Here is a 26,176-nt window from a genome sequence, read left to right on the forward strand (position 1 = left end):
AAAAGGGGGAGACACCAAATTTGGTGCCTCCCTTTTAAAATTAATTCTTTTTACCTTTTATTATAAAAAATACTCCTAAAGCAAGTAGTGCAGATCCGTATAAAACTGACTTACCTTCTTTTCCTGTTTGTGGTAGTTTATTATCTTCCGGATCTTTAATTACAGGTTTTTCTGGTTTAGTTACTGGTTTTGGATCCTCTGGCTTTACTGGTGGTTTTGGATCTTCCGGCTTTACAGGAGGATTTGGATCTTCTGGATTAACCGGAGGATTTGGGTCTATCGGTGGCTCAACTGGTGGGTCTACCGGTGGTTCTGGCTCTACTGGTGGTTCCACAGGTTTTTCTATTTTTTTATTATATACAGATATTTTCTTAACTTTTTCTAAGTCATTTTCAGCTATTACTATTTGAATTTCTTTTTCTAAGATAGAAAAGCCTTCTGGCGCCTTTGTTTCTGTTAAAGTATAGTTTCCTACAATTAAGTTTTCAAACTTAATTTTCCCGTCTTCTCCTGTAGTCTTAACTTCTTCAAAGTTTTCTCCAGTTAATTTAAACTCCGCACCTTTTAATACTTTTTCAGTATCTTTTTCATACTTTATAATCTCTAAAGCACCATACTTTTCTTCTGGTACTACAGGTGGGTCTACAGGCTTTTCGATTTTTTTATTTTTTACTGATTCTAACTTTATAACTTCTTCATTATTTTGATTAGATTGAATAACAAAATCAAATTCATTTTTTATAATTTCATATCCTTCTGGTGCCTTTGTTTCTTTAAACTTATAAACACCAGCTTCTAAATTTTTAAAACTTACCTTACCATTTGAATCAGAAGTATAAGCTCCATCAAGCTTTTTAAATTCATTTCCTTGTTTTTTATAAAGTTCAAACTCAGCCCCTTCTAAGAATTTTTTATCATCCGCTGAATCTACTTTAAAAAACTCAGCATTAAATAATTTTTTCTTATTTGTAACTTTCTCTATAATAACTTGACCTTCTTTTTGAACTTCTATAGTTATTTTTATAGGATCTTTTAATCCTATAAAACCTTCTGGTGCTTTTGTTTCTGTTAATGTATAAACACCTGATTCTAAGTTTTTAAACTGAGTTTCACCTAAATCATTACTTATCCCTTTAAATACCTCTCCATTAGGTGCTGCTAATGAAAATTCTGCTCCTTTTAAAGGTTTTTCAGTTCCTTCTTCAACTTTTACTACTTTTAAATCACCTTTTAAAGCTGGAGGAATTATTTTTTCGTTATATACAGATCTTGTTTTTACTTTTTCTAAATCATTTTCATCTATTACTATTTGAATCTCTTTTTCTAAGATAGAAAATCCTTCTGGTGCCTTTGTTTCTGTTAAAGTGTAATTTCCAACCTTTAAGTTTTCAAACTTAATTTTTCCGTCTTCTCCTGTAGTCTTAACTTCTTCAAAGTTTTCTCCAGTTAATTTAAACTCTGCGCCTTTTAATACATTTTCAGTATCTTTTTCATACTTTATAATCTCTAAAGCACCATACTTTTCTTCAGGTACTATATCTTTTTTAGTATTTAATATATCACCCTTAAAGATAACTTCCTTATTATCTTCATCAGGACTTATTGTAAATAAAATTTCTTTATCTAAAACTTTATATCCTTCAGGTGCTTTAACTTCTACTAATTTATAATCACTTGCTTTTAAGTTATTTATTTTAACTAAACCTTCTGAGTCTGAAGAATAGACTCCGTCCATTTTTATATATTCATTATCTATCTTTTTATAAAGTTCAAATTCCGCACCTTCAAGCGCATTACTTTCAGCGTCTATCTTTTTAAACTGAGCATTAAACAATTTTTCTTTATTTGATATTTCTCTTGTTATTACTTTTTCTAAGTCACCTTCATTAATCGTTATATCTATAGGATCTTTTAACTTTTCATAACCTATAGGTGCTGAAACCTCTATTAATTTATAATTTCCTACAGCTAAATCATTAAAGATTATTTCACCTTTTTCATCAGATTCAAAAGGTCCATACTCGTTATTTTTTGAATCTACTAATTTGAATTTCGCTCCCTTTAAAAGAGAATTTCCTTCACCTTTTTTTATAATTTTTAAAGCACCATACTTCTCCTCTGGTACTATTACCTCTTTTTTGTTTTCAATATTTCCTTTATTTATTATATTAGTTCCTGTCTCAGATGCTAAAATAGTAAAATCAATTATTTTATTTTCGTTAATATATCCGTTTGGAGATTTTATTTCTGTTAATCTATAATCTCCAGCATCTAAACTATTTATTACTATCTTCCCCTTTGAATCTGAAGTATAAATTCCATCTAACTTTATATATTCATTATTTTTCTTTTTATAAAGTTCAAATTCTGCCCCTTCTAAAGTTATATTATTATCCTCGCTATCTACTTTTTTAAATTCTACAGAAGCTTTTTTAAACTCCCCTATTAAATCTCCAAAATTAAAGAAAAAGTTATGGCACTCAAAACCACCATCTTGATTAAACTCATTAGTTATAAGTTGTCCATTAACAGAACCACCTTTAGTTTCTGTTAATGCATTTGGCGCTAATATGCTTCCAACTATTCCATTACCTGCTAAAGTAATTTTTGTTGCGTTTGGAAATACGTAAAGAATCTTAGGCGCAACTTTATGAAGGAAATCATTATCTGGCTTTCCTGTATCTATCATAGCGTTTTTATATAACATTCCTCCAGATTTAAAATTAACTTCTTTTGCATCAGAATAAATTATCCAATACTTTGAATTTAAAACTTCCTCGTGAACTCCTATTTCCCTAAACTCTGCTTTCTCACCTTCTATTTTTGATAAAAGCATTCCTTCAATGTTTTTTTCCTTTGCTACTCCTAAATAATCACCTAAATAAGTACTATCTACATTTAATTCTTCGCCTTTTTCTAAAGTCTTTAAATTAGTTGAAAGAAAATCAACCTTATCTTTAAACTCTTTAAATTTTTCCTTTATTTCAGTTTCTGATTTAATAACTGCTTTTCTATAAGCATTTCCCTCTACTAGATTTTGCTTATCTGCCCCTTCTTTATGAACTACAGTATCCGCTTCTATTGTAAGTAAGCCCCCGCCATCTACTTTAGATAATTCTCCTCCTAAAAGAAATGATGGCATTCCGTTTTCTGTATAGTCACTCCCTATAAGATTGTTTGCGTGAGTTCCTGCCGCTGCAATCGAATAACCTTTCCCAGAGGTTGCAGGTGCTGTTAAGTTTCCTCCTACTGCTAATGCCCCTTCAACATCTGCAGTGTGAGCCCTATGATCTCCAAACACTATCGCATTATAATGCTCTATAGTTCCTAAATTTTTTAATTTACTATCATTTGCAAATACCTTAGTTGCCCCTAAAACTTCTCCCAAAGAAAAAATTGCCAGGAGACCAATCCCTATCTTACATTTTAACTTCTTAGATAACCCCATATCTTTTCCACCTTTTTATATTTTTTCTAAATATTAACATAACTTTAATTGTTCTACAATAGATACGACAATAATATTTAATTTTTTCACTAAATTTTTTATAAAAACGGTATCAAAAATCGACTTTTGAATCTTATTGAAAATTTTTATTTTAATCTTATAATTAAATAAAACGAATTTTTAAAGGAGGTACTAATCATGAAGTCTATAATTTTAGCTGGAGGTTGCTTTTGGGGAGTAGAAGAATTTATGTCTAGAATAAATGGAGTTACAGAAACAGAAGTTGCCTACGTAAACGGAAGAACAAAAAATCCAAGTTACGAAGAAATTTGTAATGGAAATACTTACTTTGCAGAAGCTTGCAAAATTACTTATGATGAAAATATATTATCACTAGAAAAACTTCTTCAAAAATATTTTAGTATTATAAATCCAACTTCTTTAAACAAACAAGGAAACGATATAGGAAGCCAATATAGAACTGGTATTTATTATGAAGATCAAAACGATTTAAAAATAATAGAAAAAGTTATATTAAAAGAAGGAGAAAAATACGAAAAGAAAATCGTAACAGAAGTTAAACCTTTGGAGAATTACTATAAAGCTGAAACTTATCATCAAAAATATTTAAAAAAGAATCCAAACGGATATTGTCATATTAAATTAGATTAAAATAAAAAGCTATAATAGTATTTTCTACTATTATAGCTTTTAAATTTATTTTATTAATTTTCTTATGCTATCTCTCATTTTATACATAACAAATACCCCGATTATAGATACTACCCCAAATTCCCCTAAGGCAACTTGTCCTCCTAATATCCACATAGATTCTTTGCCTTCTGTAAAGAAATGTGATATCATCCAGCCTATTATAAGTCCATTTATAATAACTGGCCAAAGTGATGCTAAAAACATTCTAACTGGCTCTTTAATTTTTACTTTGCTTGTATAATAAACTAAAACTACACTTATAAACGTAGCTAAAGTTCCAAAAATCGCATCTATAAGTCCACTTCCTAAGATGTTTGAGATAAAACATCCAAGGGTTAAACCTATTATATAAAATGGATCAAAGTAGGCTAATAAAACCATAACCTCTGATATTCTAAATTGTATAGGTCCAAAACTTATAGGAGCTAAAACTAATGTTAATGCTGCATAAATTGCCGCAATTAATGCAGAATAAACTATTCTTCTACTTTGGTTTTTCATAATATCTCTCTCCTTACACTTTCAAGGATTGAAAGTTTCTTCGCCTCGCTTTTTTTTACGTGTTTATATTAAACATAAATAAAGGCGATAAAGTAAACAAAGCTGATTTGTTAACTCTACCGCCTTTTAAATTGATGCAAAATTTCTTTAAAGCATCAAGAAAAAAGGTAGGATTAAAATACTAATCCTACGCATAATAATTCTAAAATAATTATAATGCCGTAGTTTTATTTAACGACAGGAGGCTTCCGAACTGTCAATCTTATTATTTTTTACGCTTTCTATTTTATCTTACATCTATATATAAATCAATCTATTTTAGGTAAACTCCTATATTGAAATCTTTAGCATTTTTTAATTCTATCTCCATATTTTTTATGTTTTCATTACCTTTATTTATAATTATTTTTGTATTTTTATCTAAAGTTATATTTTCTACAGTCCCATTATCATAATTAACTTTTAAAATACCAAACCCGTTTTTTATTTTAGATTTAACTTCTAATTTTTTATTTGTTTTTTTATCTAAATATAAAGTAGTGTTTCCAAATTCACCTTCTACCTTATAAGAATTTCCATCCTCTTCTTCTTTAAACCCATTTAATATATCCTCATCTTCACTTTGAATTATAGTATTAGTTTCCTCTATAACTAATTTCTTTGGGTTATTATAAAAAACTACCCCGCCTACTACTATAAGAACTATTGCGATTATAAAAGCTATTAAACCACCTATTAATAAGTTTTTTATAGACTTTCTTTCGATTTCTCTACAAAACTCTAAGTTTTGTCCACAATTACCACAATATTTAACTGTTCCATCCACAATTTGATTACAACTTGTGCATATTACACTTCTCTTTCTTCTTCCGAAAACTAAGTAAATGATAATCCCTATAAAGTTCGGTAAAACAACTGCAATTATAGTCCACAAAACTGGATTAGCCCCTATATTTTTTGCATCCCTATATACTATCATTCCTATAAAAACATGAACTATAAAAATACATATAGGAACTATACTAATAATCCATGCTAAATTGCCTTCATTCATAGTTCTATTACCATCCTCTCTCTAAGTTCCCTATTAAAGAAAATATAAATCAGTAAAGCTATATTTAGTAACGCTGTAAAAATTACAGAAACTATACTAAAATAAGATAAAAATCTATCTTTAAAGAGATTCATAAATAAAAGCATAGATAAAACTGAAATTATATTTCCTAAAATGGGAATCCACCAAACCTTAACCTTTTTAGTTCCTTTCAATTTTTCTTTTAAATCTTTATTTAAATTAATACTTGGCTCTTCATTTGAACTTAATGCTAAACTTAATATATCTTCTAATTTATCTTCCTTCATAATAAACCTCCTTTAAGTTTTTTCTTATTTTATCCCTACCCTTAAATAACCTACTCTTTACTGTTCCTTTTGGAACTTTTAGAGTTTCTGAAATCTCTTCTATAGACATCTCTAATGTGTAGTACATAACTAGAGGAATTTTAATTTTACTATTTAAAGAACTTATTATTTTATTTACCTCTTTTAATATATCTTTTTTAATAAAAGAATCTTCAATAGATTCAGCGCTATCTTTTATTTCTAAATTGTCTTTATCTATTTCTATCTCATTTGTTATTCTTTTTCTTCTAAAAATTTTTCTTTTTTCATTTTTATAAATATTGATTGCTATAGAAATCAAATAACTCTTAGGATTATTATCAAGACTTATTTTTTCTTTAAGTTCTAATGCCTTTAAAAAGGTTTGCTGGTATATATCTTCTGCTTCTACCTTATTTTTAGTTATCTTTAAGCAAAACCTAAAGATTATCCTCCCATACTCATCTATAAGCTTTTCTATCTCTAAATTACTCACCCAAACTCATTCCCCCTTCAATAAGTAATTGTCTTTAAAAGAGATTTGGTTCATTAATATAACAAAAAAAATAGGACTACTTCTATTAAAAGTAATCCTATCATTTGTTATATTATTTTTTTCTTTGAGTTACTAAAGTATTTTTAAAATCACTAGTCTTATCTTCATCAATAAATTCGTGCGTAAAGAAATTACTGTTATCTGAAAGACCTCCCTCGAATCCATAAATACTGTCTCTCTCTATTAAAGTCTCTTTATCTGAGAAAAGGTTAGTTCCAAGCCCTAATCTATCTCCCTCAACTTCTATTCCCATACTAGCTAGTATTGTTGGGTAAAAGTCTAATGGTGCATATTCTCTGTTTTTAGTTTTTGTTTTTGAAGTATCTACAGCTGGATTTAGTATAAGGTTAAATACAGATCTTCTGTAATCTTTATCCCATCCTTTAAAGAACTTTTTATCCATGCTTAAGTGATCTCCAGTAACAACTATAGTAGTATCTTTATAAAATGGTTGTTTTTGAATCCATTTTATAAATTCAACTGCCTCTTTAGTAGAATATGAAATAACATTTGCATATTGCTCTTTATGAGGTGTTTTTGCTTTCTTTGAAAGATATCCATCTGGGAAATGTGTATCTGCAGTTTCCATAGTGAAGTTAAATGGTTTGCCTGTTTTTGATAAACGAGTTATCTCATCTTTTGCAAACTTATAAAGCTTATCATCTTCAAAGCCCCACCAAACTTTATAATCTTTAGGGATTAATCCTTTTTCCCTTGCATAGTTTAAATCAAATATATTAAAATCTCCGTGAGTTTTAAAGTATGTTGTTAAACCTCCAAAATCTGCATCAGCTCCAAACATTATAGTTTGCTCGTAGCCTTGAGCTTCTAATATATCTCCTATAGCAATAGCACCAGGTAAAAAAGTACCTGTTTTACCGTAAGAGTTTCCGTCCATAGGTATTTTTAAAGGGATACCAACTCCCATATTTATCATTGATGCAACAGACCAACTTGAACCGTAAGTTTGATTTGGTCCACCGAATTTATCATTATCTGAGAAACTTATACCTTCTTTTGAAAGCTCAGAAAGCTCAGGCATTAAGTTAACTTTCATATATCCCCCTAAGTCTTTAGAAAAATATGAGTTTTCAACTGACTCTAAGTATATATGAATTAAATTTCTTTTCTTAGCCGGGAAAGACATTTTTACATTTCTAGGGTCAACATAATTATCTTTTATATAAGTTGATTCCGAGAAAAATGCTTTCGCAATTTCAGGTAGTCTTAATTTATTTGATCCATAAGTAACTCCACCTATAAGTGCTACTATTGATATAATAAAAATTACTCTATTATACCACACCTTACTTACTATCTTCCTTTTAGAATCTTTAATTATTAAATATATATCATAACTAAAGTTAACTAAAATTATAAAAACTACTACTGTAGATACTATAGCAAAAACAGGTGTAGTTATTATTTCTGTAACCATCCCATCACTAGTACCTTTAATAGGCGATTTTAAATTAAATAAAAATTGCTCAGGTGTTATATTACCAAAATAATCTATAAACCAATCTGAGAAAAATACAAAAACTCCCCCGATAGTAACAAATATTACTGATAATACTTTTAGTATTTTACTCTTTTTTGTTGAAGTTTTTTTAGCTTCTACAAACTCGATTTTAGAATCTATCGTTCCTTTTAAAAAGATATAGATTATTCCTATTATAAGCGCAAATGATACATATTTGATTAAAAATCCAAAAGTGTATGTTGTAACCTTAAGAATATTTGGCTTATTCATTAAGAATTTAGCTATACTAAGTATTACTATATTAAATAAAAATACAAAGCTTAGTAAGCTAGTTGTTAAAGGAAGTACCCCTTTTTTCTTTCCAAGTAAAAAGTAATTAATTAAACCTAGTATTACACCTGGAATTAAATAACTTAATAATTGCATAATTTCCCCTCCGAAACTAGTAGTTAAACCACTTTACAATATTTAATGTATGAATTTAATGATATCATATTTATAGATTTTGTAAAAGTTCCATTAATAAATTAAGTCTAAAAGGAATGAGAAAAAAGGCTAACAAATTCATTTAAATTTGTTAGCCTTTTTTGGAAAGATTATGCTATTTATTTTGTTAATTTCTCACCCATCATTACACCCATAGCTGATGCCATCATAAGACCTCTAGTCCATCCACTAGAATCTCCAAGACAGTATAACCCGCTTACGTTTGTTTCAAAATTCTCATCTATAACAACCTTATTACTATAGAATTTTATTTCTGGACCATAAAGAAGTGTTTCTTCACTTGCAAATCCAGGGACTACCACGTCTAAAGATTCTATAAAATTAATAATGTTTGTCATCGTTCTATATGGCATTGCTGAAGTTAAATCTCCTGCAACAGCATCTGGTAAAGTATGCTTTACATTAGATCTATCTAATTCTTTTTGCCAAGTTCTTTTACCTGCTAATATATCCCCGTATCTTTGAACTAATATACTTCCGTTTCCTAGCATATTAACTAGTTCTGCAACCTTTTGCCCATACTCTATAGGTTTGTTAAACGGCTCTTCAAAGTTATGTGAACTTAATATCGCAAGGTTTGTATTGTTTGATTTTTTATCTTTGTAAGAATGACCATTAACTATTGCCATGTTGTTATCATAATTCTCTTGAGATACGAACCCTCCAGGATTTTGGCAAAACGTCCTAACCTTATCTTTAAAAGGTCCTGGATATCCTATAAGTTTTGATTCATATAAAACTTCGTTTACCATTTCCATAACTTCGTTTCTAAGTTCTACCCTTACTCCGATATCTACTGTTCCAGCTTTGTGGTTAATATTATGTTCTAAACACATATCTTTTAACCAATCAGCACCCTTTCTTCCTGTAGCTACAACTACACAATCCCCTTTAACCGTTTCGTCCTTACTTTTTGTTATTGAATCAGTAAGTAAAACCCCAGTTATTTTGTTATTTTCTATAATTAAATCTTTTGCTAAAGTATCAAATCTTATTTCTACCCCTAAATCTAATAAATGATTTTGAAGTTTAAGATATATTTCTTGTGCTTTTTCAGTTCCTAAATGTCTTATAGGACAATCTACTAATTTAAGGTTTCCCTCAATTGCTTTTCTTCTAATTTCTTTAACAGCCTCAGGATTCTCAACTCCTTCAACTTTCTCATCAGCACCAAACTCTAAATATATCTTATCTGCGTAATCTATGTATTCTTGTACTAAGTTACCACCTATAAGCTCTGGTAAATCTCCTCCTACTTCGTAGTTTAATGATAATTTACCATCTGAAAATGCTCCTGCACCTGAAAAACCAGTTGTTATGTGGCAGTAAGGTTTGCACGAAACACACTTATTTGTTTTCTCCTTAGGACAACTTCTCTTGTCTATTCTTCTACCTGCTTCTACTAATAATATTTTCTTATTAGGCTCTCTTTTAATCGCCTCTAACGCTGTAAAAATACCTGCTGGACCTGCTCCAACAATAATTACTTCATAACCCATAAACCCTATCTCCTTAAAAAGAAATTATTAAACCTATAGCAAGAGCTTTTTACGGTAGCTCTGTAGAAACGCCTCTCCCTATTCGAAGCTTATACAGGTAGTTAAATGTTCGATTTTAATCGCCATTTTTTTTACTACATTGAAATTTTAATCTATATTTTAGTAAAAATCAAGCTATTTTACGAATTAAATTTATATTTTTTATTTTTTTGTACGTATAATTAAGATTTTATTAATATGTTTTAGCTTTTAAAATTTGCTTATACCTTTTAACATTAACTTTTAATTCACGATTTTCGAAAAAATAAGTTTCTACACCGTACCATATAAAAACCCAACAAACTATAGATAATAATTGAGATATAGCCATATTAATACTAGAAAAAATATAAACTAAAGCCCCTATTATAATTCCTAAAATAAAGGCAGCTAAACAAATTATATTGTTCTTTTTAATCATATGATTCTCTTCAGTTATCTTTTTATTAAAAGTGTTTTTTATAGCTCTCTTTAAAACTTCTTTATCCGAATTATAATTAAATTTGATCTCTATTTCGATCTCATCATTTCTATTTGTAAAGCTTACTCTATCCATAAGATATTCTTCTAATTCATTTGATATATTATAATCACTAGGCGAATAAAACCCTTTAAATATCTCGTTATTTTCACCAATATAAACTTCTATTTTTCTATTAATCATATGGTTCACCCCTTAAGATTTTCTTTTGTTAATCTTATTATTCTCATATATCTATAAAATTTTCATATTAATATAAAATAATTTTTATTAAAACAAAAAAGCATGTAAGATAATCTTACACGCTTAAAACAAATGCTTAAGTAGCAAATATGCATACTATTAAAACTAAAATTCCAATCCAAGCCTTATTTGATAAACCCTTATTTTCTAAAATTGAATAAACTGATGCTCCAAATAAAATACTTCCAAAGATATTAACCTTACCTACTATAAGTAATATAGCTGAGAAAAACCCTAGTCCAGATAGTGACCCAATTAATAGCCCCAAGATAAAACTTATTACTAAAGATATTAAAGCAAAAACTATAGCTGGCATCATAGATAAAGCATATATTTTTATTACTCCAGCTTGACCAATTTTCTTCTTATCTTTGTCTATCAAAAGTGTCAATATTCCATATGCTATTCCTATAGATACGAAACCTCCAATTATCCTTAATAATAATTGTGTAAAGTCTATATCTCCAGTACTCCCAAACATTAAAAATTCTCTTGGTGGATTTAATATATTGCTTAATATAGGCATTAACCCGACTATTAAACACATTACCTTTACTGTGCCTTCACTAACTTCATCAAACATTTTTACTGATCCTCTTATAGGATTTTTCAATATCTCAAAAATAACTGTTTTAATTTCACCAAATGCATTACCACTCTTAACTTCATTCAAAGTAGATTTTGCATACTCTCCGAACTTAGAATTGATATCATCTGTTGAATAATCATTAGATTTATATTCTCTCTCTACCCTTTGTGTAGCTGCAATTTCAGAACCTTCATCTACCACACACCCACATTTAATACAAAACTTTGATCCCTCTTTCAAAGTTTCTCCACACTCTCTACAAAACATTTGAATCCCCCTTCAATTTTATATTTCTTCTTAATTTTACTTTATTTAGTATTTATTTACAATACTTTTATTATTTGTTAAACGAATTAACTTAATATAAAAAATAATTTAAATGAAAAAGATCTAGAAACCTAGATCTTTTTTATTTTAATTACTTATCTTATTCAAAACTTAATATATCTATATCATTAACAACTACTATCTTGCCTGATTTAATCATAGGTGAAATAGAACTTATAATTAAATCTACATTTTCTTCTTTAGCTGCAACTTCTATAAGTATAGGTAATTTTCTTGAAAGAACTTCTAAAAGATCTGTATGTACCTTTTTATCTTCCCCAAACCCTTCTATACCTCTAATTATAGTAGCCCCAGAAACCCCTAAATCCTTAAGCTTATTTATAATTCCTTCGTATAGAGGTTTATTATTATACTTATCATTTCCTTCTATAAAAACCTTTATTAATTTTCCCTTATAATTATTTTCCATAAGACTTTTCCTCCTAAACTAATAATTTTGCAATAGACATCCCTAAAACTACGCCTAAAAAACTAAGTATTACATTTAAACCTAGATTTAAAAATCCAAAAGTTAAATTTCCTTCACTAATCATAGATACAGTTTCATATGAAAATGTTGAAAAAGTAGTAAGTCCTCCCATCATTCCAGTAGTTAAAAATAGTTTTGTGTTCCCTGATATAAGAGTAGTATCTAAACTTAACCTAATAACAAATCCTATAACAATTGCACCTAAAATATTTGCAATTAAAGTTCCATACGGAAAATCTGCCCCAAAGATTCTAGCTGCATTTATAGATATTAAATATCTAAGAGATGCCCCTAAAAATCCACCTACTCCAACTAATAGTATTAAACTAAATTTCTGCAAAAAAATCACCTCGTATATATATTATTGCCAATTTTAAAAATTAAAAAAGCTAATGCCCTACACCAATCCAATTGTTGTAGGAGTCATTAGCTTAAAGCGATTAAAGGTTAACTCCATAACCTATATATTTTTATTAATTATAAATTTATTATACGTATTTAATATCACATTTTCAATTAATAATTTGTTAATTGCTATTTTCTTTTTCTATTTTCTCTAAGCTTTCTTCTAATTCTCTTTTAGCATCTTCTATTTGAATATCAACTGCTGAAATTTTCATCCTGCTTTCTTTTATAGAATCTAAAAGGTCTGAAACTTTAGCTGCATCCATAGAAACATTATCTAAAGATTCCGCTACAAACATTTCTCCTAAAATCTCAGTAGTCTTTTTTATGTTAGATACAGCATTATCTCTTTCTTTTTCTAAAGCCATAACCTTTTTTTTATTATCCATCTTTAAGCTTGCGACTTTTGCAATGGTGTTAGCTCCTTTAGTTGCGCTATCTGCCATATCTTTTACGCTATCTAAAAATCCCATATTAACATCTCCCTTAAATATTATAATTTAATTATATAATATTTTTTAATGTTTAAGATGTTCCCTCTTCTAAATTATTACAAAGTTAATAGAGTTATCAAATTTTCTTTATTGTTAAAAATAGCTTAAGTACGCTATCTAATTCTTTCTCTATTTAAATATGCGTGAAATTATAAAAGAAAGTAGCGTATATTAAAAAAGAAACCTCTAAAAAGAGGTTTCTAAGTAAGTTATAAAGGGTTATTTTGGATACTTAATTTAAATTATTCTCCCATGAACATTTTCATGTCATCTTCTACGTTAGTTATTCCACCTATTCCAAAGTTTTCAACTAAAACTTTAGCTACATTTGGTGAAAGGAATGCTGGTAATGTTGGTCCTAAGTGGATGTTATTAACACCTAAGTGTAATAATGATAATAATACTATTACAGCTTTTTGTTCATACCAAGCTATATTATATGATATTGGTAATTCATTTACGTCATCTAAACCAAATACTTCTTGAAGTTTTAAAGCTATAACAACTAATGAGTATGAATCATTACACTGACCTGCATCTAAAACTCTTGGAATTCCACCGATATCTCCTAAGTTTAATTTGTTATATTTATATTTAGCACAACCTGCAGTTAATATTACTGTATCTTTAGGTAATTTTTCTGCAAACTCTGTGTAGTAGTTTCTTGATTTTGCTCTTCCATCACATCCTGCCATAACAAAGAATCTCTTTATAGCACCAGTTTTAACTGCATCTACAACTTTATCAGCTAAAGCTAAAACTTGATTGTGAGCGAATCCCCCAACTATTTCTCCTTTTTCTATTTCTGTTGGAGCTTCACATTTTTTAGCTAATTCTATAATCTCACTAAAATCTTTGTGTCCGTTAGCATCTGCCTCGATGTGTGCACATCCTTCATATCCTACAGAACCTGTTGTAAATATTCTTCCTCTATATGAATCTTGAACTGGTGTTATACAGTTAGTTGTCATAAGGATTGGTCCGTTAAATGAAGCGAATTCTTTATTTTGTAACCACCAAGCATTTCCGTAGTTACCTGCAAAGTGCTCATACTTTTTAAATTCTGGATAGTATTGTCCTGCAAGCATTTCTCCGTGAGTATATACATCTACCCCAGTTCCTTTTGTTTGCTCTAATAACATTTCTAAATCTTTTAAATCATGTCCTGAAATTAAGATACCTGGATTTTTTCTAACTCCGATATCAACTTTTGTTATTTCTGGGTGTCCGTAAGTGCCTGTGTTTGCAGCATCAAGTAATGCCATTCCATCTACCCCGTATTTACCAGCTTCTAAAGCTAATGCTGTTAATTCATCAGCTGATAATGAATCATCCATAACTTTAACTAAAGCTTCTGCCATAAATGCATGGATGTTATCATCATCGTATCCTAAGTTCATAGCATGTTTCATGTATGCTGACATACCTTTTAATCCATATATAATAAGCTCTCTTAAGCTTCTTACATCTTCATTTTCAGTTGAAAGAACACCTACTTTTGATGCTTTTTCCATCATTTCTTCTTCTGATGCAGCTTCAAATGTAGCACACTCCATAAAGTTTTTACCATTAGCGTTTCCACCTTTAGCTTCAACTTCTTTTTTAAGTTCATCTCTTAATGCTATTGTTTCTAAAACTCTTTCTTTTATAGCTTTAAAATCAAAGTTAGCATTTGTTATTGTAATAAAAAGATTTTCTGTTATAAACTTATCTGCCTTTTTACTACTTACTCCTACTTTTCTTCCTTCAACTACTACTGTAGCTAGTCCTTTAGTCACATATACTAAAAGGTCTTGTATTTTAGCGACATCCTCTGTCTTACCACAAACACCTCTTACTGTACATCCTTTGCATCCTGCTGTTTCTTGACATTGAAAACAAAACATTGACATATTTAATTCCTCCTAGTGTATATTAATCTATTTATATTCTATATTTAGTCCTAGTAATTAGTTTTTTCTCTTAACAAATACTAGTATAAATATTTCTAGCCTCTTATTCTGTAACCAGTGTTACAGTTTTAAATTTTCTTAAAAGTAAATTTGCAATAACCTATTTCATCACACTTTACCTTCATCTCATCCCAAGTATCCTCTTCTTTTATACTTTCAATTGCAGATGGATAAAGTATAGTATTTTCTTTAAAAATATGATCCCTTAAATTAAATACAAGGTATTTTGAAATATCATCTAATCTTTCTTTAAAGTCGCTAAAAGAAATATAATCAAAACACTTACAAAGTTCTTTTAAAGCCCTTTTTTTAGCCCTTAAGTCTTCGTGTTCCATCTTCATTATCCTAGTTGGTCCTGTAATACCTCTTTTTTCAAGTTCTTTGAATAATACTCTTTCTTCTCTTTGATGATGGTTTTCTGCATCTAAAATTGAATCTGCTAAAGACTCTACTTTATCTACATACCTTCTATCAAAATCATTTTTATCTAGTTTTTGGATTTCGCTGTTTAAATTATCTAATTCCTTTAAAAATTCTAATATCCTATCATGTTCTTCAATCATAGTGTGAACTACATGTCCTTCCTTTAAGGAAGTTTTAATCTTTTCTAGTTCTCCTTTTAAAACATCCATATGTATATCACATAAATGTCTTAAATCACTAGGATTCATTCCTTCATCTATTAAATTTTGCTCTGCTATAGATAATTCTACAGGGTCTATATCCTTAACTATTTCCATAGCTTCTCTTCTTAAATCCTCTGTTATATTTTCTGAATTTAACTTTCTAAGAATACTTGTTAATTCATCTATTTTAATATTTCCCATATAAATTCCTCCTAAATGTTTTTAAATAAGATACTATTTTCTTTGTGAATATGAACATATAAATCTTTTTCAAGTTCTTGAAGTTTTCTATAAACTAATTTAAATGTTGTACATGCCCATTCAGGTAATTTATATCCATCAGTTTCCCTATATAAATCACTTAAAATATGGCCAGCACCCCTGTGTTCACTTTCAATAACTCCTATATAAGAAAAAATTTCGTCTCTCTTTTTTTCACTTCTATTATCTAAGTAATCAAAAATCATAGGGAACAAATCATTTTCTTCTTTAATTAAATGTTCCTCTAAATCAAGTTTAAGTTCACCAAATAACTTATGAATAACTAGTAGTTTCTCTGGTGCATGGTTATAATGCACTCTTGTTACTTTTAAAATTAACTCATCTAATTCTCTTAAAGTATCAAAAGTAAATCTGTGGTGTGTATCTACTATATGCTTTATTAATTTCCTAGGGTCTTCTTTTCTCCAGTCTATATATTTCTCATTTGAATTTAAAAATTCCCTAAATTCTTTATTTAAACTTTCTACAAAGTCATTATCATTTACGTCTTTATCCTTTAACGCTTCTTTTAAAGTTCTATTTCCGTTACAGCAATAGTCAATGCTATACTCATTAAATTTCCTTGCTGCCCCTGGATAAACAGCTACTATGTCTCCTAATATCTGATTTAATTCTATTCTTTTCATTCAAATCATCTCCTATGTTTTCCGTTTGCTATGTTTAAATAATATAATTTTTTTCTTTTTACTAATATGATTCAAATCAAATTTTGAAATTAATTTATTCTTTTAAATTTCACTCACTTTTATCCTTCATTTCCAAAATTAATTATTATTTGATTTTAATCACATTATTCATATTCTAAATGTGATAACTTTTAAAATATAAAATTAAAGGTGGTTAAAATATGATAAATTCAAATTTAATTAGACAACATAAAGATTTCTATGAACTGTTAAACAAAATGAAAGGTCTATTAAAAAACACTAGCGAAAATTCAAAAGAATTAGCATTAAATATAAACTTACTAGCTGGAAAGCTTAATATACATTTACAATCTGAAGATAAGTTTTTATATCCTACTTTAATTAATAGTCAGGATATTAAACTAAAAAATATAGCAAAAGATTTTATTAATGAGATGGGGCATATTGCAAATACCTATTCTGATTTTAAAGTTAAATATAATACACAAAAAAAGATTCTAGATAACCTAAATGATTTTAATAAAGACTGTACATTAATCATAAATACGATTGAAAATAGGCTAATGAAAGAAGATACTAAGCTTTATGTTCTTCTTTAAATATAAAAAGGCTATTGCTTATTAAAAATGCAATAGCCTTTTTGTATCTATTAGATTAGTTCTTTTATTTCCTCTATATTTTTTATAAGTATCTCTTTTACTCTTAATACTTCTATTAACCCCTCTTCCTCGAATTTTCTAAGCTTTCTACTTAATGTTTCTCTTGTAACACCAACGCAATTTGCCATATCTTCTCTAGATATCGGTATTTCAACTAGAATATTATCATTTTTCTTAATTCCGTACTTATTAGCCAAATCATATAACAAATACGCAACCCTTGAATCCGCATCGTTAGTTGCTAAGCTTTGAGCTAAATTTTCCATATTAGATAGCCTATTACTAATATTTTCTAAAAGTTTTATACCGATCATAGGGTTATTAAATATTATCTTTTTCATATCATCATTACTTAAAACACAAATCTTAGCATCTTTTAAAGCTTTAACGTTAAAATTATGTTTAGAACTTGAAAGCAGATTTAATTCACCGAAAAAATCACCTTCTGATAATATATTTAATATTTGTTCCTTTCCTTCTTTTGTGTACTTATATAACTTAACCTTCCCCTGGTTTACAAAGAACATGCTATTTCCTAAACTTCCTTCACCAAAAATAACATCACCTTTTTTAAATACCTTATGTTTTATTTTACTTACTATCTCTTTAAGTTCATTGCAATCTAAATTTTCAAATATAGGAACTTTACTTGCACAATATTTACCTCTACAAGAATCACAACAGTTTTTACAATCATTACTCAAATCAAAATCACCTCTCATCTATCTTTATTTTAAACTAATTAATCATTATTTTATGTAACTAATCTTACAAAAAATAGATTAATTTTTGAACTTATTTAAAAAACTAATAACTATCTATTTATTCTATATATTTTATAAAAATTAGTATTATAATAAGCTTATAAAATTTATGGAGGTGTTTTTATGAAAAATTATATTTGTGAGTTATGTGGTTATATCTACGAACCATCTAAAGGTGATCCAGATAACGGAGTAGCACCTGGAACATCATTTAATGACTTACCAGAAACTTGGGTTTGTCCTGTTTGCGGAGCAGATCAATCTCAATTTGAAGAAGAAAATTAAAATTAAAGAAAAATAGAGGTTGATTATGTACATCATAATCAACCTCTATTTTTTTATCTGTTTTTCTTTGTACATTTGTGTGCAAAATATTCTCCTATTAATATAGTTATAATTGTTCCTACTAAAACCGGGATTTTAGATGCCATTTCTTCTTGTGTGTTCTCTAAAGGTATTACACTCATTATTACAGAAACAACTAAAAATATTAGTGGTACAATCCCTATAACTTTAATCTTGAAATTTCCTCCACTTATCTTAAATGGTCTTTTAGTATCTGGATCTATCTTTCTTAATTTTAAAAATGTTGGAAATAACATTACATATGATAATAATAAAGCTACAACATTTAATCCAAAGAACGCCCAAAATATATCAGGACTTGGTATTAAAGGGGCTGAAACAACAAGTATAGTTGCTATTATCCCATTTACTATATTAACTCCCTTTGGCATACCTTTTTCATTAACTGTAGAAAAAACTTTAGGGAGAGCATTGTTATCTGCTGCATATTTAGCAGTAAAGTTAACTCCACTAGCCCAAGATATTAAGTTTCCTGCTAATGTGAACATAAACATTAATCCAATTATAATTACAAACCATTTTCCACTAGGTCCTAAAAGTAGATTGAAACTATCTATAAGTCCCCCATCTGTACTAAGTTCACTTATAGGCACAGCAACACTCATACCAAATGAAGCTAAAAGATAGAAAACAGTAATTAATATACCACCAATAATTATAGCTTTAGGTATTTGTTTTTTAGGATTTTCCATTTGTGATGCAAAAGAAGATACAACCTCAAATCCCATGAAGTTAAATATTATTACTGATAAAACTGATAATCCTTTAGGATCAAAGCTTGGAAGGAAAGACTCTGGTGTTAAATTATTAGCAAATCCTTTTGTTGATGCTACATAAATTCCTATAAGTCCTAGAGAAACCATTATAACTACTTTAAATACAGCTGAAATATTAAGTAGTAGTTTATTATCACTAACTGGTGAACTACATACAAAAACTACAAACCATATAAATATTAGTTGTAATGGAAGTGATATGAATACAGATATTTCTTTTCCTACTAATTGTTCTATTACGCCAGTAAAAAGCACTGCAAGTGAACCCATCCATAAAGGATAGTTTATCCAATAAAACCAAGCTACCCTAGAGCCCCATTTGTCTCCAAATGCTCTATTAGTCCAGTCAAACATACCTCCTTCACTTTCATATGTAGTACCAAGTTCGGCTGTAACTAATCCGTAAGGTAAGAAGAATCCTATCGCTATTAAAATCCACCAAAAATACTGTGAATTTCCTATTGCCGCTGCTGGTGCTGCTGCTTCCGCTACTAAAACTATGCAAACAGCTGCTAAAACAGCTTCAAACATCCTAAATTTTTTCTTCTCTTTACCCATAAATTTTACCTCTTTTCTAAATCATAATTTTATGATTTCAAATTTTTAATTAGGGTACATATTTTTAAATATGTACCCTTATGAAATTTTCTAAGAGTGTATAATTGTTCCGCTCTCTCCTTTTATAGCTTCAGCTGCTTTTTCTAAAGATGCTATTATAGCTTTCCTGTTTTTTCCGCCTTTAACAAATTCTATTGCTGCTAAAACCTTAGGCAACATACTTCCTTTTGCAAATTGCCCCTCTTGACAATACTTATCTGCATCTCTAATAGACATTTCTTTTATTTCTTTTTGATCCGCTTTGTTAAAGTTTATAAATACTCTATCTACTGCAGTTAATATAAATAGGTATTCTGCATCTATACTATCTGCTAAAGTACTTGAAGCGAAGTCTTTATCTATAACAGCAGGTATACCCTCTATATTCCCATAATCATCTTTTATTACAGGTATACCTCCTCCTCCACAGGCTATAACTATATAATTATTTTCTAACATACTTAAAATTATATTCTTTTCAACTATTTCTACAGGTTTTGGTGAAGGCACAACTCTTCTATAGCCTCTTCCTGCATCTTCTTTATATATGACACCTTCATTTTCTCCCATTAACTTTTCTGCATACTCTTTTGTATAATATCCTCCGATAGGCTTTGTTGGATCTTTAAAAGCTACATCGTTTTTATCTACTAAAACCTGAGTTACAACTGTTAATGTCTCCATTTTTTTATTTCTTTTATTTAGCTCATTTCTTATTCCCTTTTGAAGATGGTATCCAATATACCCTTGTGACATAGCTGTACACTCTGGTAGTTCAACTTCAACTATCTTTTCATTAGTCTTGCTTCCCTCTTCAAAGGCTAAATTTATCATACCAACTTGAGGACCATTCCCATGTGCTATAATAACTTCATTTCCTTCCTCAATTAAATTTATTAAAGATTCTGATGCTATTTTTACTTTCTCTTCTTGCTCCTTTGGAGTATTTCCTAATGCGTTTCCTCCAAGTGCTACAACTATCCTTGCCATACCTTAATCCTCTACTTTCTAGCTTTAGGTAGTTGTTGAGTTATACAGTGTATATTTCCTCCACCTAAAAGAATTTCTCTTGCATAAATACCAACTACTTTTCTGCCTTCAAATAATTCTTCTAATAACTTTCTAGCTTTCTCGTCGTTTGGATCATTAAACATAGGGAATACAATTCCACCATTAGCTATATAGAAGTTAACATATGATGCTGCTAATCTATCTCCCTCTTCACGAGGTAAAGTTCCATCTACAGCATCTACACCATCACTTTCCTCTTTTGTAATAAGAATTGGACTTGGTGTGTACATCTTGTGCACTTTTAGTTTTCTTCCTTTAGCATCAACTGAATTTGTTAATATATCATAAGCTGATTTCGATATTTCATATTGTGGGTCATCCTTATCATCAGTCCATGCTAAAAGAACTTCTCCAGGTTTTACAAAGCAACATATATTATCTACATGTCCATTTGTTTCATCATTATATATTCCGTTATCTATCCAAATTACTTTTTCTAAATTTAAGTATTCTTTTAAATTTCCTTCTATTGAAAGTTTTGATAACTCTGGGTTACGACCTTGGCTTAATAAACATTCAGCTGTAACTATACAAGTTCCTTCACCGTCAACATGTATAGAACCACCTTCTAATACAAACCCATTAGTTCTATATCTATCTTTTCTTTCAAGTTCACAAACCTTCTCTGCTATTTGATCATCTTTATCCCAAGGGAAATACAATCCATCTACAAGACCTCCCCAAGCATTAAACTCCCAGTCAACACCTCTTACTACTTCCCCATTTGTTACAAATGTAGGTCCACAGTCTCTTACCCACGAATCGTTATTAACCATTTCTACAACTCTTATATCTTTGTCTAACATATTTCTAGCATTGCTATATTGTTCTGGACTAGCTAAAACTGTCATATTTTCAAATTCACTTATAGCCTTAGCTACTTTTGCAAATGTTTTTTGAGCTGGTTTTGCTCCAAGTCTCCAGTTATCTGGCCTTTCTGGCCATATCATAAAACACCCATCATGTTCTTCAAACTCTCCTGGCATTCTAAACCCATCTTTTTTAGGAGTTGTGCTTAATGTTCTCATAATTACTCATCCTCTCTTTTTTTGTAGAAACCTTTAGAAAATTTCTGATAAAACTTTATTTAATTCATTTTTGCAATTTTCAACTTTAAATTCCTTTGCAGCTTGTGGATTTAAGAAATAAACTAATAATGCTCTTTGAGCTGTTAATCTATTTCCAGCTTCATCCCAAGCTAAAGATATATCTGAATCTAAAACTTCATCTGTTACTTCTTCATTTCTAGTAGCAGGCAAACAATGTAGGAATTTAGCTCCTTTATTTGCTTTACTCATAAGATCTTTATTTACTTGATATTTTGGCATAAATATTTTTAATCTTTCTTCTTCTGAAAGCTCTGCTTCATATAATCCATACCAAACATCAGTGTAAACAAAATCTGCATCTTTCATAGCTTCATCTGCATCTTCTAGAACTTGTACACTACCACCTGATAATTTACAATTTTCTTCACCTATCTTTAAATCTTCCTTAGATAATTGGAATCCTTTAGGTCCAAATTGTACAAATCTCATACCAAGTTTTGTAGTTATAAACATTAATGATCTACAAACTTGAGTTGCATCCCCTACAAATACTACTTTGCATTCTTCTAGTTTTTTACCCTCTGGTAAGTTTTCTAATATAGTTATTAAATCTCCTATCTCTTGAGTTGGGTGATTATAATCTGACATACCATTTATTACTGGTATTGAAGCACTATTTGCTAAATCTTCTATTGTTTTATGTCTTTCTACTCTAGCCATTAATATATCAACTAGCTTTGAAAGAACCTTTCCTGTATCTTCAATGCTTTCGTGTCCACCTAATTGTATTTGACCTGGTGCTAAATATTGAGCGTGTCCACCTAACTGAGCCATAGCAGTTTCAAATGATACTCTTGTCCTTGTTGATGATTGCTCAAAGATCATTCCTAAAACTTTATTTTTTAATAATTGAGGGTAATATCCATTATTCACACATTTTTTAAGCATTAAGCCTAAGTTCATAATGTCTAATAATTCCTTCTTAGTTAAATCGTTTGTGTTTATAAAATCTTTTACTCTTGCCATAATAGAGTACCTCCTAAATATTTAATTTATTTTTGCTTTGCATTTGCTTTTGCAGTTTTAGAATAGCAAGTTTTAAAATCGTTTTCTATAGTTTGGAGGCCTTTAGAAACAAGGTATCGATTTATGATTTTAGTTATAGATTTAGTAACAAACAAGGTTATTTTGTTCCATATATTTTAAATTTATATATCTTATATAAAACTTTAATAATTTAGAAATTAAGTTTTTATGCTACTTAAAAAGGTTAGTAAGAGTAGAAAGCTTGTCTACTATTACTAACCTTATGTTAACGCGTTACACTTTGTTACTTTTGTTGTTATCAAATTATATCCTACCCTTTAAAATAAAGCGTTCCAAAGCTGTTACCTAAAATATGTATAACCTTGATTATATAATATTTAATACGTAACACCTTCTTTTTCTGCAAAAGCTCTATAAATCAAAGTCTCTATAACAGCTATCATACTTATTCTTGAACTGATATCATTATTATTGTTAACAATATTATCTGAAAAAACATAGAAGTTAATATCACTTAACCCTTGAATAATATTATTATCTGCACGTGTTACAGAAACAATGTTACTATTTTTAACCTTAATCCTCTCAACAATCTTTATCATTCCTGAACTTTCTCCACTAAAAGAAAAAATTAAAACTATATCATTTACTCCTACATCCTTAATAGTTGAATCAAGCTCATACTTATCATGAACAATAACCGTATCATATTCCATTAAACTCAAAAGGCAATGTACATATTTTACAACTTGCTTGGTAAGATCTACTCCAAAAATATATATCTTATTATTACTGTTTAGCATTTTGCAAAATCTATCCGCATCATCCTCCTTTATAACCCTCACAGACTCTATTATGTTTTTCAAATATTCCTCATTATAATTTTTTTTAGTTACAATATCAGGTATAACAGCTCTATCACCATTACTGTTCCCTCCTATTCTTAATGTTGAAATAAATTCATTGTAACCTGAAAATCCTAATTTTTTCACAAATCTAAATAAAGTAGTTGTAGAAACATAACATTCCTTGGAAAGTTTTCTTATACTCATACTCTTTACCCCATCTTGATTTTTTACTACATAATCAAAAATTTTCTTCTCAGTCTTATTTAATGTACTTAACTTTGGGTTTACAAATTCAAAAAAATCAATAACCATAAAGTCCTCCCTAATCAATACTTATATTTTACATAATTAAAAATTATGTATATTAAATATATTACATACAAATCGATGTAATGCAAAAAAACTAGTAGTATTAAAACTACTAGTTTTTCATTAAATCTCTCTTATTTTCTTTTCTAAATCACCATTTATTTCTTGAAATCTATATTCTTGCAAAACTTCTGGATATTTATTTTTATCAACCCTACTTAAAAACATGTTTGAAGGTCTTACATACATACCGAAATCCCCATATAGTGCTTTATAAAGTATAAGCTTTTCACCTGATTCAGAATGTGTAACCTCATCTAAAACTAAATATAAATTCCCCTTAAAATGTCTAACTACTTTTCCTTTTAAACTCGAAATATCTCTCATTTACAGTTCACCTCAATATTTTATTTATCAAAAACTAAAGATTTTCCTAATGCAAAAAACTCTCTAGCATATGTTGCAGGCACTAAATACCACTCACTTTTAGAAGTATAAAAGTCTACGTTACTATATCCATTTCTTTTAGCTAGTATATTACTTCTAAACGCATGAAAATCTGTAGTAGTTACTAGTACAGCGGAATCTTTTATATCTCTATTACTATCTTTTTCTATAATATCTTTAGAAAATTTAAAATTTTCGTAAGTACTAGTTGCTTTATCTTCTAATAAAATTCTGTCACTTGGAACTCCCTTTTCTTCTAGATATCTTCTCATAGCTTCAGCTTCTGTTATACTTTCATTTGGACCTTGTCCGCCTGTTAAAACAAACTTTCCTTTAAAATCTATATTCTTTGAAACTTCTAAAGCTGCATTTAATCTTTCTCTTAAAGTTACGCTTAAATTTTCTCCTCTTATCCCTGCCCCTAGTACTACTATATAATCACTAACAACTTCTCTCCTCTTAGGATAAGCTATTATTACTATCTCTGATACTACAAATACAATTAATAATATACCTATAACTATCCTTGCAGGTTTTATGAAAGAGCTTAAACTATCAATGGCTAATAATTTATCTATATATTTTGTATAAGCTATTAATCCTATACCTAAAACTAAATAAAACCAACTAAATGTAGTTCCTCCAAAAAATAAATTTACTAAAAGAAAATATCCTATAGATATTATACCTAATATCTTAAAAATCAAATTCACTAAATCTCCCCCTATCAACTTATATAATAAGTTTACCATAGAAACTTTAATATATTTTCAAAAAAAATAAGTTGTAACTTATTTTAATTTTAATGTAATATATGGATAAATTTATGTATAATATAATAAATAATTATTTTCTTGTTATTAGGTGAATTATGATATTTATAAGGTATTTAGATATAAAAAATGAAACAACAATAGATGTTCGTACTAAAACTGAGTTTGAAAATATGAATTTATTTCAATATAACCTCCCTGTAATAAGTGAGTCAGAACATAAACTGATAAAAAATTTCTATCCTTGTGCTATATTTGTTATAGCTAAAAGTATCTTATTAAAAAGAACTCATTTCAAAAATGAGTTAATTAAACTATCTAAAAATGGTACTAATCCTATCGTTATAGGATGTTCTCGCGGAAGACTAAGAAGTCCTCTTATGTATCTGTTCTGTAAATCTATAGGAATAAAAAATAGCAAAATCCTTTGGGCCGGTATAAAACCTATATTTAAAAATAATTTATATAGAAAAAAGGATAGTCATTACTGACTATCCTTTTTCCTGTTATGCACTTGGCAACGTCCTACTCTCCCACACAGTCTCCCGTGCAGTACCATCGGCGCTATAGAGCTTAACTTTCCTGTTCGGAATGGGAAGGAGTGTTTCCTCTATGCCATCATCACCAAATTTTTAAGAGTTATTCTCTTAAAATTGCACATGAATTTTAGTTAACAAATAATTGGTCAAGCCCTCGACCTATTAGTATCAGTCAGCTGAATGTGTTGCCACACTTACACTCCTGACCTATCAACCTTGTGTTCTTCAAGGGGTCTTACTAGCTTACGCTATGGGAAATCTAATCTTG

27 protein-coding genes, 2 rRNA genes and 2 riboswitches are annotated in these 26,176 nt (G+C 29.0%); of the genes, 4 read left to right on the forward strand and 25 right to left on the reverse strand.

Features of this window, described 5'->3' with window-relative positions; translation table 11 throughout:
• Positions 1 to 40 precede the first annotated feature (40 nt).
• A complete protein-coding gene (locus tag INR60_RS13990) occupies positions 41 to 3,448 on the reverse strand; it encodes a SpaA isopeptide-forming pilin-related protein (protein ID WP_194192120.1) in 3,408 nt (1,135 codons plus the stop codon).
• Between the two features lie 198 nt (positions 3,449 to 3,646).
• On the opposite strand from INR60_RS13990, the gene msrA reads away from it, so the two are divergent.
• Complete coding sequence (gene msrA, locus INR60_RS13995) at positions 3,647 to 4,120, forward strand: peptide-methionine (S)-S-oxide reductase MsrA (RefSeq protein WP_194192121.1); 474 nt, start codon at positions 3,647 to 3,649, stop codon at positions 4,118 to 4,120.
• A 45-nt stretch (positions 4,121 to 4,165) separates the two neighbouring features.
• Here the strand turns inward: msrA and INR60_RS14000 are convergent, their stop codons facing one another.
• The 14 genes from INR60_RS14000 to ric all read right to left on the reverse strand — a co-directional run bounded on the left by INR60_RS14000 (position 4,166) and on the right by ric (position 16,642).
• Positions 4,166 to 4,663, reverse strand: coding sequence for a QueT transporter family protein (locus INR60_RS14000; protein ID WP_194192122.1), 498 nt, complete (start codon positions 4,661 to 4,663; stop codon positions 4,166 to 4,168).
• Between the two features lie 313 nt (positions 4,664 to 4,976).
• Entirely contained in the window at positions 4,977 to 5,717 is a 741-nt protein-coding gene (locus tag INR60_RS14005; RefSeq protein WP_194192123.1) for a DUF4097 family beta strand repeat-containing protein, read from the reverse strand.
• Positions 5,714 to 6,025: a hypothetical protein gene (locus INR60_RS14010; protein ID WP_194192124.1), complete on the reverse strand. Its 312-nt coding sequence runs from the start codon at positions 6,023 to 6,025 to the stop codon at positions 5,714 to 5,716. Before INR60_RS14010 ends, INR60_RS14005 begins: the two co-directional genes overlap by 4 nt.
• On the reverse strand, positions 6,012 to 6,539 hold the full coding sequence (locus INR60_RS14015; protein ID WP_194192125.1) for a sigma-70 family RNA polymerase sigma factor: 528 nt from the start codon (positions 6,537 to 6,539) through the stop codon (positions 6,012 to 6,014). Before INR60_RS14015 ends, INR60_RS14010 begins: the two co-directional genes overlap by 14 nt.
• 112 nt (positions 6,540 to 6,651) lie before the next feature.
• Positions 6,652 to 8,508, reverse strand: coding sequence for an LTA synthase family protein (locus INR60_RS14020; RefSeq protein WP_194192126.1), 1,857 nt, complete (start codon positions 8,506 to 8,508; stop codon positions 6,652 to 6,654).
• A gap of 179 nt (positions 8,509 to 8,687) precedes the next feature.
• On the reverse strand, positions 8,688 to 10,088 hold the full coding sequence (locus INR60_RS14025; RefSeq protein ID WP_194192127.1) for an NAD(P)/FAD-dependent oxidoreductase: 1,401 nt from the start codon (positions 10,086 to 10,088) through the stop codon (positions 8,688 to 8,690).
• A gap of 16 nt (positions 10,089 to 10,104) precedes the next feature.
• A riboswitch (purine riboswitch) is annotated at positions 10,105 to 10,205 on the reverse strand.
• A gap of 115 nt (positions 10,206 to 10,320) precedes the next feature.
• Positions 10,321 to 10,791: a hypothetical protein gene (locus tag INR60_RS14030; RefSeq protein ID WP_194192128.1), complete on the reverse strand. Its 471-nt coding sequence runs from the start codon at positions 10,789 to 10,791 to the stop codon at positions 10,321 to 10,323.
• Between the two features lie 136 nt (positions 10,792 to 10,927).
• A complete protein-coding gene (locus tag INR60_RS14035) occupies positions 10,928 to 11,707 on the reverse strand; it encodes a zinc-ribbon domain-containing protein (RefSeq protein WP_194192129.1) in 780 nt (259 codons plus the stop codon).
• 160 nt (positions 11,708 to 11,867) lie between these two features.
• On the reverse strand, positions 11,868 to 12,197 hold the full coding sequence (locus INR60_RS14040; RefSeq protein ID WP_194192130.1) for a putative PII-like signaling protein: 330 nt from the start codon (positions 12,195 to 12,197) through the stop codon (positions 11,868 to 11,870).
• Between the two features lie 13 nt (positions 12,198 to 12,210).
• Entirely contained in the window at positions 12,211 to 12,597 is a 387-nt protein-coding gene (gene crcB / locus INR60_RS14045; RefSeq protein WP_194192131.1) for a fluoride efflux transporter CrcB, read from the reverse strand.
• Between the two features lie 70 nt (positions 12,598 to 12,667).
• Positions 12,668 to 12,727: riboswitch (Fluoride riboswitch) on the reverse strand.
• Between the two features lie 57 nt (positions 12,728 to 12,784).
• Positions 12,785 to 13,135 (reverse strand): hypothetical protein, encoded by a 351-nt coding sequence (locus tag INR60_RS14050; RefSeq protein WP_194192132.1) that lies wholly within the window; start codon positions 13,133 to 13,135, stop codon positions 12,785 to 12,787.
• A gap of 263 nt (positions 13,136 to 13,398) precedes the next feature.
• Entirely contained in the window at positions 13,399 to 15,048 is a 1,650-nt protein-coding gene (hcp, locus tag INR60_RS14055; protein WP_194192133.1) for a hydroxylamine reductase, read from the reverse strand.
• 128 nt (positions 15,049 to 15,176) lie between these two features.
• On the reverse strand, positions 15,177 to 15,935 hold the full coding sequence (locus tag INR60_RS14060; RefSeq protein ID WP_194192134.1) for a DUF438 domain-containing protein: 759 nt from the start codon (positions 15,933 to 15,935) through the stop codon (positions 15,177 to 15,179).
• 11 nt (positions 15,936 to 15,946) lie between these two features.
• A complete protein-coding gene (gene ric, locus INR60_RS14065) occupies positions 15,947 to 16,642 on the reverse strand; it encodes an iron-sulfur cluster repair di-iron protein (RefSeq protein ID WP_194192135.1) in 696 nt (231 codons plus the stop codon).
• A 221-nt stretch (positions 16,643 to 16,863) separates the two neighbouring features.
• On the opposite strand from ric, the gene INR60_RS14070 reads away from it, so the two are divergent.
• On the forward strand, positions 16,864 to 17,262 hold the full coding sequence (locus tag INR60_RS14070) for a hemerythrin domain-containing protein (RefSeq protein ID WP_194192136.1): 399 nt from the start codon (positions 16,864 to 16,866) through the stop codon (positions 17,260 to 17,262).
• Between the two features lie 50 nt (positions 17,263 to 17,312).
• Here the strand turns inward: INR60_RS14070 and INR60_RS14075 are convergent, their stop codons facing one another.
• Positions 17,313 to 18,026, reverse strand: coding sequence for a Crp/Fnr family transcriptional regulator (locus tag INR60_RS14075; RefSeq protein WP_194192137.1), 714 nt, complete (start codon positions 18,024 to 18,026; stop codon positions 17,313 to 17,315).
• 183 nt (positions 18,027 to 18,209) lie between these two features.
• On the opposite strand from INR60_RS14075, the gene rd reads away from it, so the two are divergent.
• Complete coding sequence (gene rd / locus INR60_RS14080) at positions 18,210 to 18,371, forward strand: rubredoxin (protein ID WP_194192138.1); 162 nt, start codon at positions 18,210 to 18,212, stop codon at positions 18,369 to 18,371.
• A 53-nt stretch (positions 18,372 to 18,424) separates the two neighbouring features.
• Here rd and INR60_RS14085 read toward each other — a convergent pair whose 3' ends face one another.
• The 7 genes from INR60_RS14085 to INR60_RS14115 all read right to left on the reverse strand — a co-directional run bounded on the left by INR60_RS14085 (position 18,425) and on the right by INR60_RS14115 (position 25,309).
• On the reverse strand, positions 18,425 to 19,786 hold the full coding sequence (locus INR60_RS14085) for an APC family permease (RefSeq protein WP_194192139.1): 1,362 nt from the start codon (positions 19,784 to 19,786) through the stop codon (positions 18,425 to 18,427).
• A gap of 90 nt (positions 19,787 to 19,876) precedes the next feature.
• Positions 19,877 to 20,815, reverse strand: a complete 939-nt coding sequence (gene arcC / locus INR60_RS14090; RefSeq protein ID WP_194192140.1) for a carbamate kinase — start codon at positions 20,813 to 20,815, stop codon at positions 19,877 to 19,879.
• An 11-nt stretch (positions 20,816 to 20,826) separates the two neighbouring features.
• On the reverse strand, positions 20,827 to 21,924 hold the full coding sequence (gene aguA / locus INR60_RS14095) for an agmatine deiminase (RefSeq protein WP_194192141.1): 1,098 nt from the start codon (positions 21,922 to 21,924) through the stop codon (positions 20,827 to 20,829).
• A gap of 33 nt (positions 21,925 to 21,957) precedes the next feature.
• Positions 21,958 to 22,971, reverse strand: a complete 1,014-nt coding sequence (gene ptcA / locus INR60_RS14100; RefSeq protein ID WP_194192142.1) for a putrescine carbamoyltransferase — start codon at positions 22,969 to 22,971, stop codon at positions 21,958 to 21,960.
• 398 nt (positions 22,972 to 23,369) lie between these two features.
• The gene (locus INR60_RS14105) at positions 23,370 to 24,152 is read right to left on the reverse strand and encodes a MurR/RpiR family transcriptional regulator (protein WP_194192143.1); all 783 of its coding nucleotides are present in this window, start codon (positions 24,150 to 24,152) and stop codon (positions 23,370 to 23,372) included.
• 120 nt (positions 24,153 to 24,272) lie between these two features.
• A complete protein-coding gene (locus INR60_RS14110) occupies positions 24,273 to 24,536 on the reverse strand; it encodes a DUF1653 domain-containing protein (protein WP_194192144.1) in 264 nt (87 codons plus the stop codon).
• Positions 24,537 to 24,556: 20 nt separating this feature from the next.
• Positions 24,557 to 25,309: a YdcF family protein gene (locus INR60_RS14115; RefSeq protein WP_338015016.1), complete on the reverse strand. Its 753-nt coding sequence runs from the start codon at positions 25,307 to 25,309 to the stop codon at positions 24,557 to 24,559.
• Positions 25,310 to 25,467: 158 nt separating this feature from the next.
• Here INR60_RS14115 and INR60_RS14120 point away from each other — a divergent pair, with 158 nt between their 5' ends.
• Positions 25,468 to 25,860, forward strand: a complete 393-nt coding sequence (locus INR60_RS14120; protein WP_207729583.1) for a rhodanese-like domain-containing protein — start codon at positions 25,468 to 25,470, stop codon at positions 25,858 to 25,860.
• Between the two features lie 21 nt (positions 25,861 to 25,881).
• On the opposite strand, the gene rrf is transcribed toward INR60_RS14120, so the two are convergent.
• Both rrf and INR60_RS14130 read right to left on the reverse strand, forming a co-directional pair.
• Positions 25,882 to 25,998, reverse strand: a 5S ribosomal RNA gene (gene rrf / locus INR60_RS14125).
• A 52-nt stretch (positions 25,999 to 26,050) separates the two neighbouring features.
• Positions 26,051 to 26,176: ribosomal RNA gene (locus tag INR60_RS14130) — 23S ribosomal RNA — on the reverse strand; the annotation flags it as partial.

Origin of the sequence: Clostridium chrysemydis (genome assembly GCF_015234215.1) — a bacterium.
Lineage (GTDB): Bacteria > Bacillota > Clostridia > Clostridiales > Clostridiaceae > Clostridium > Clostridium chrysemydis.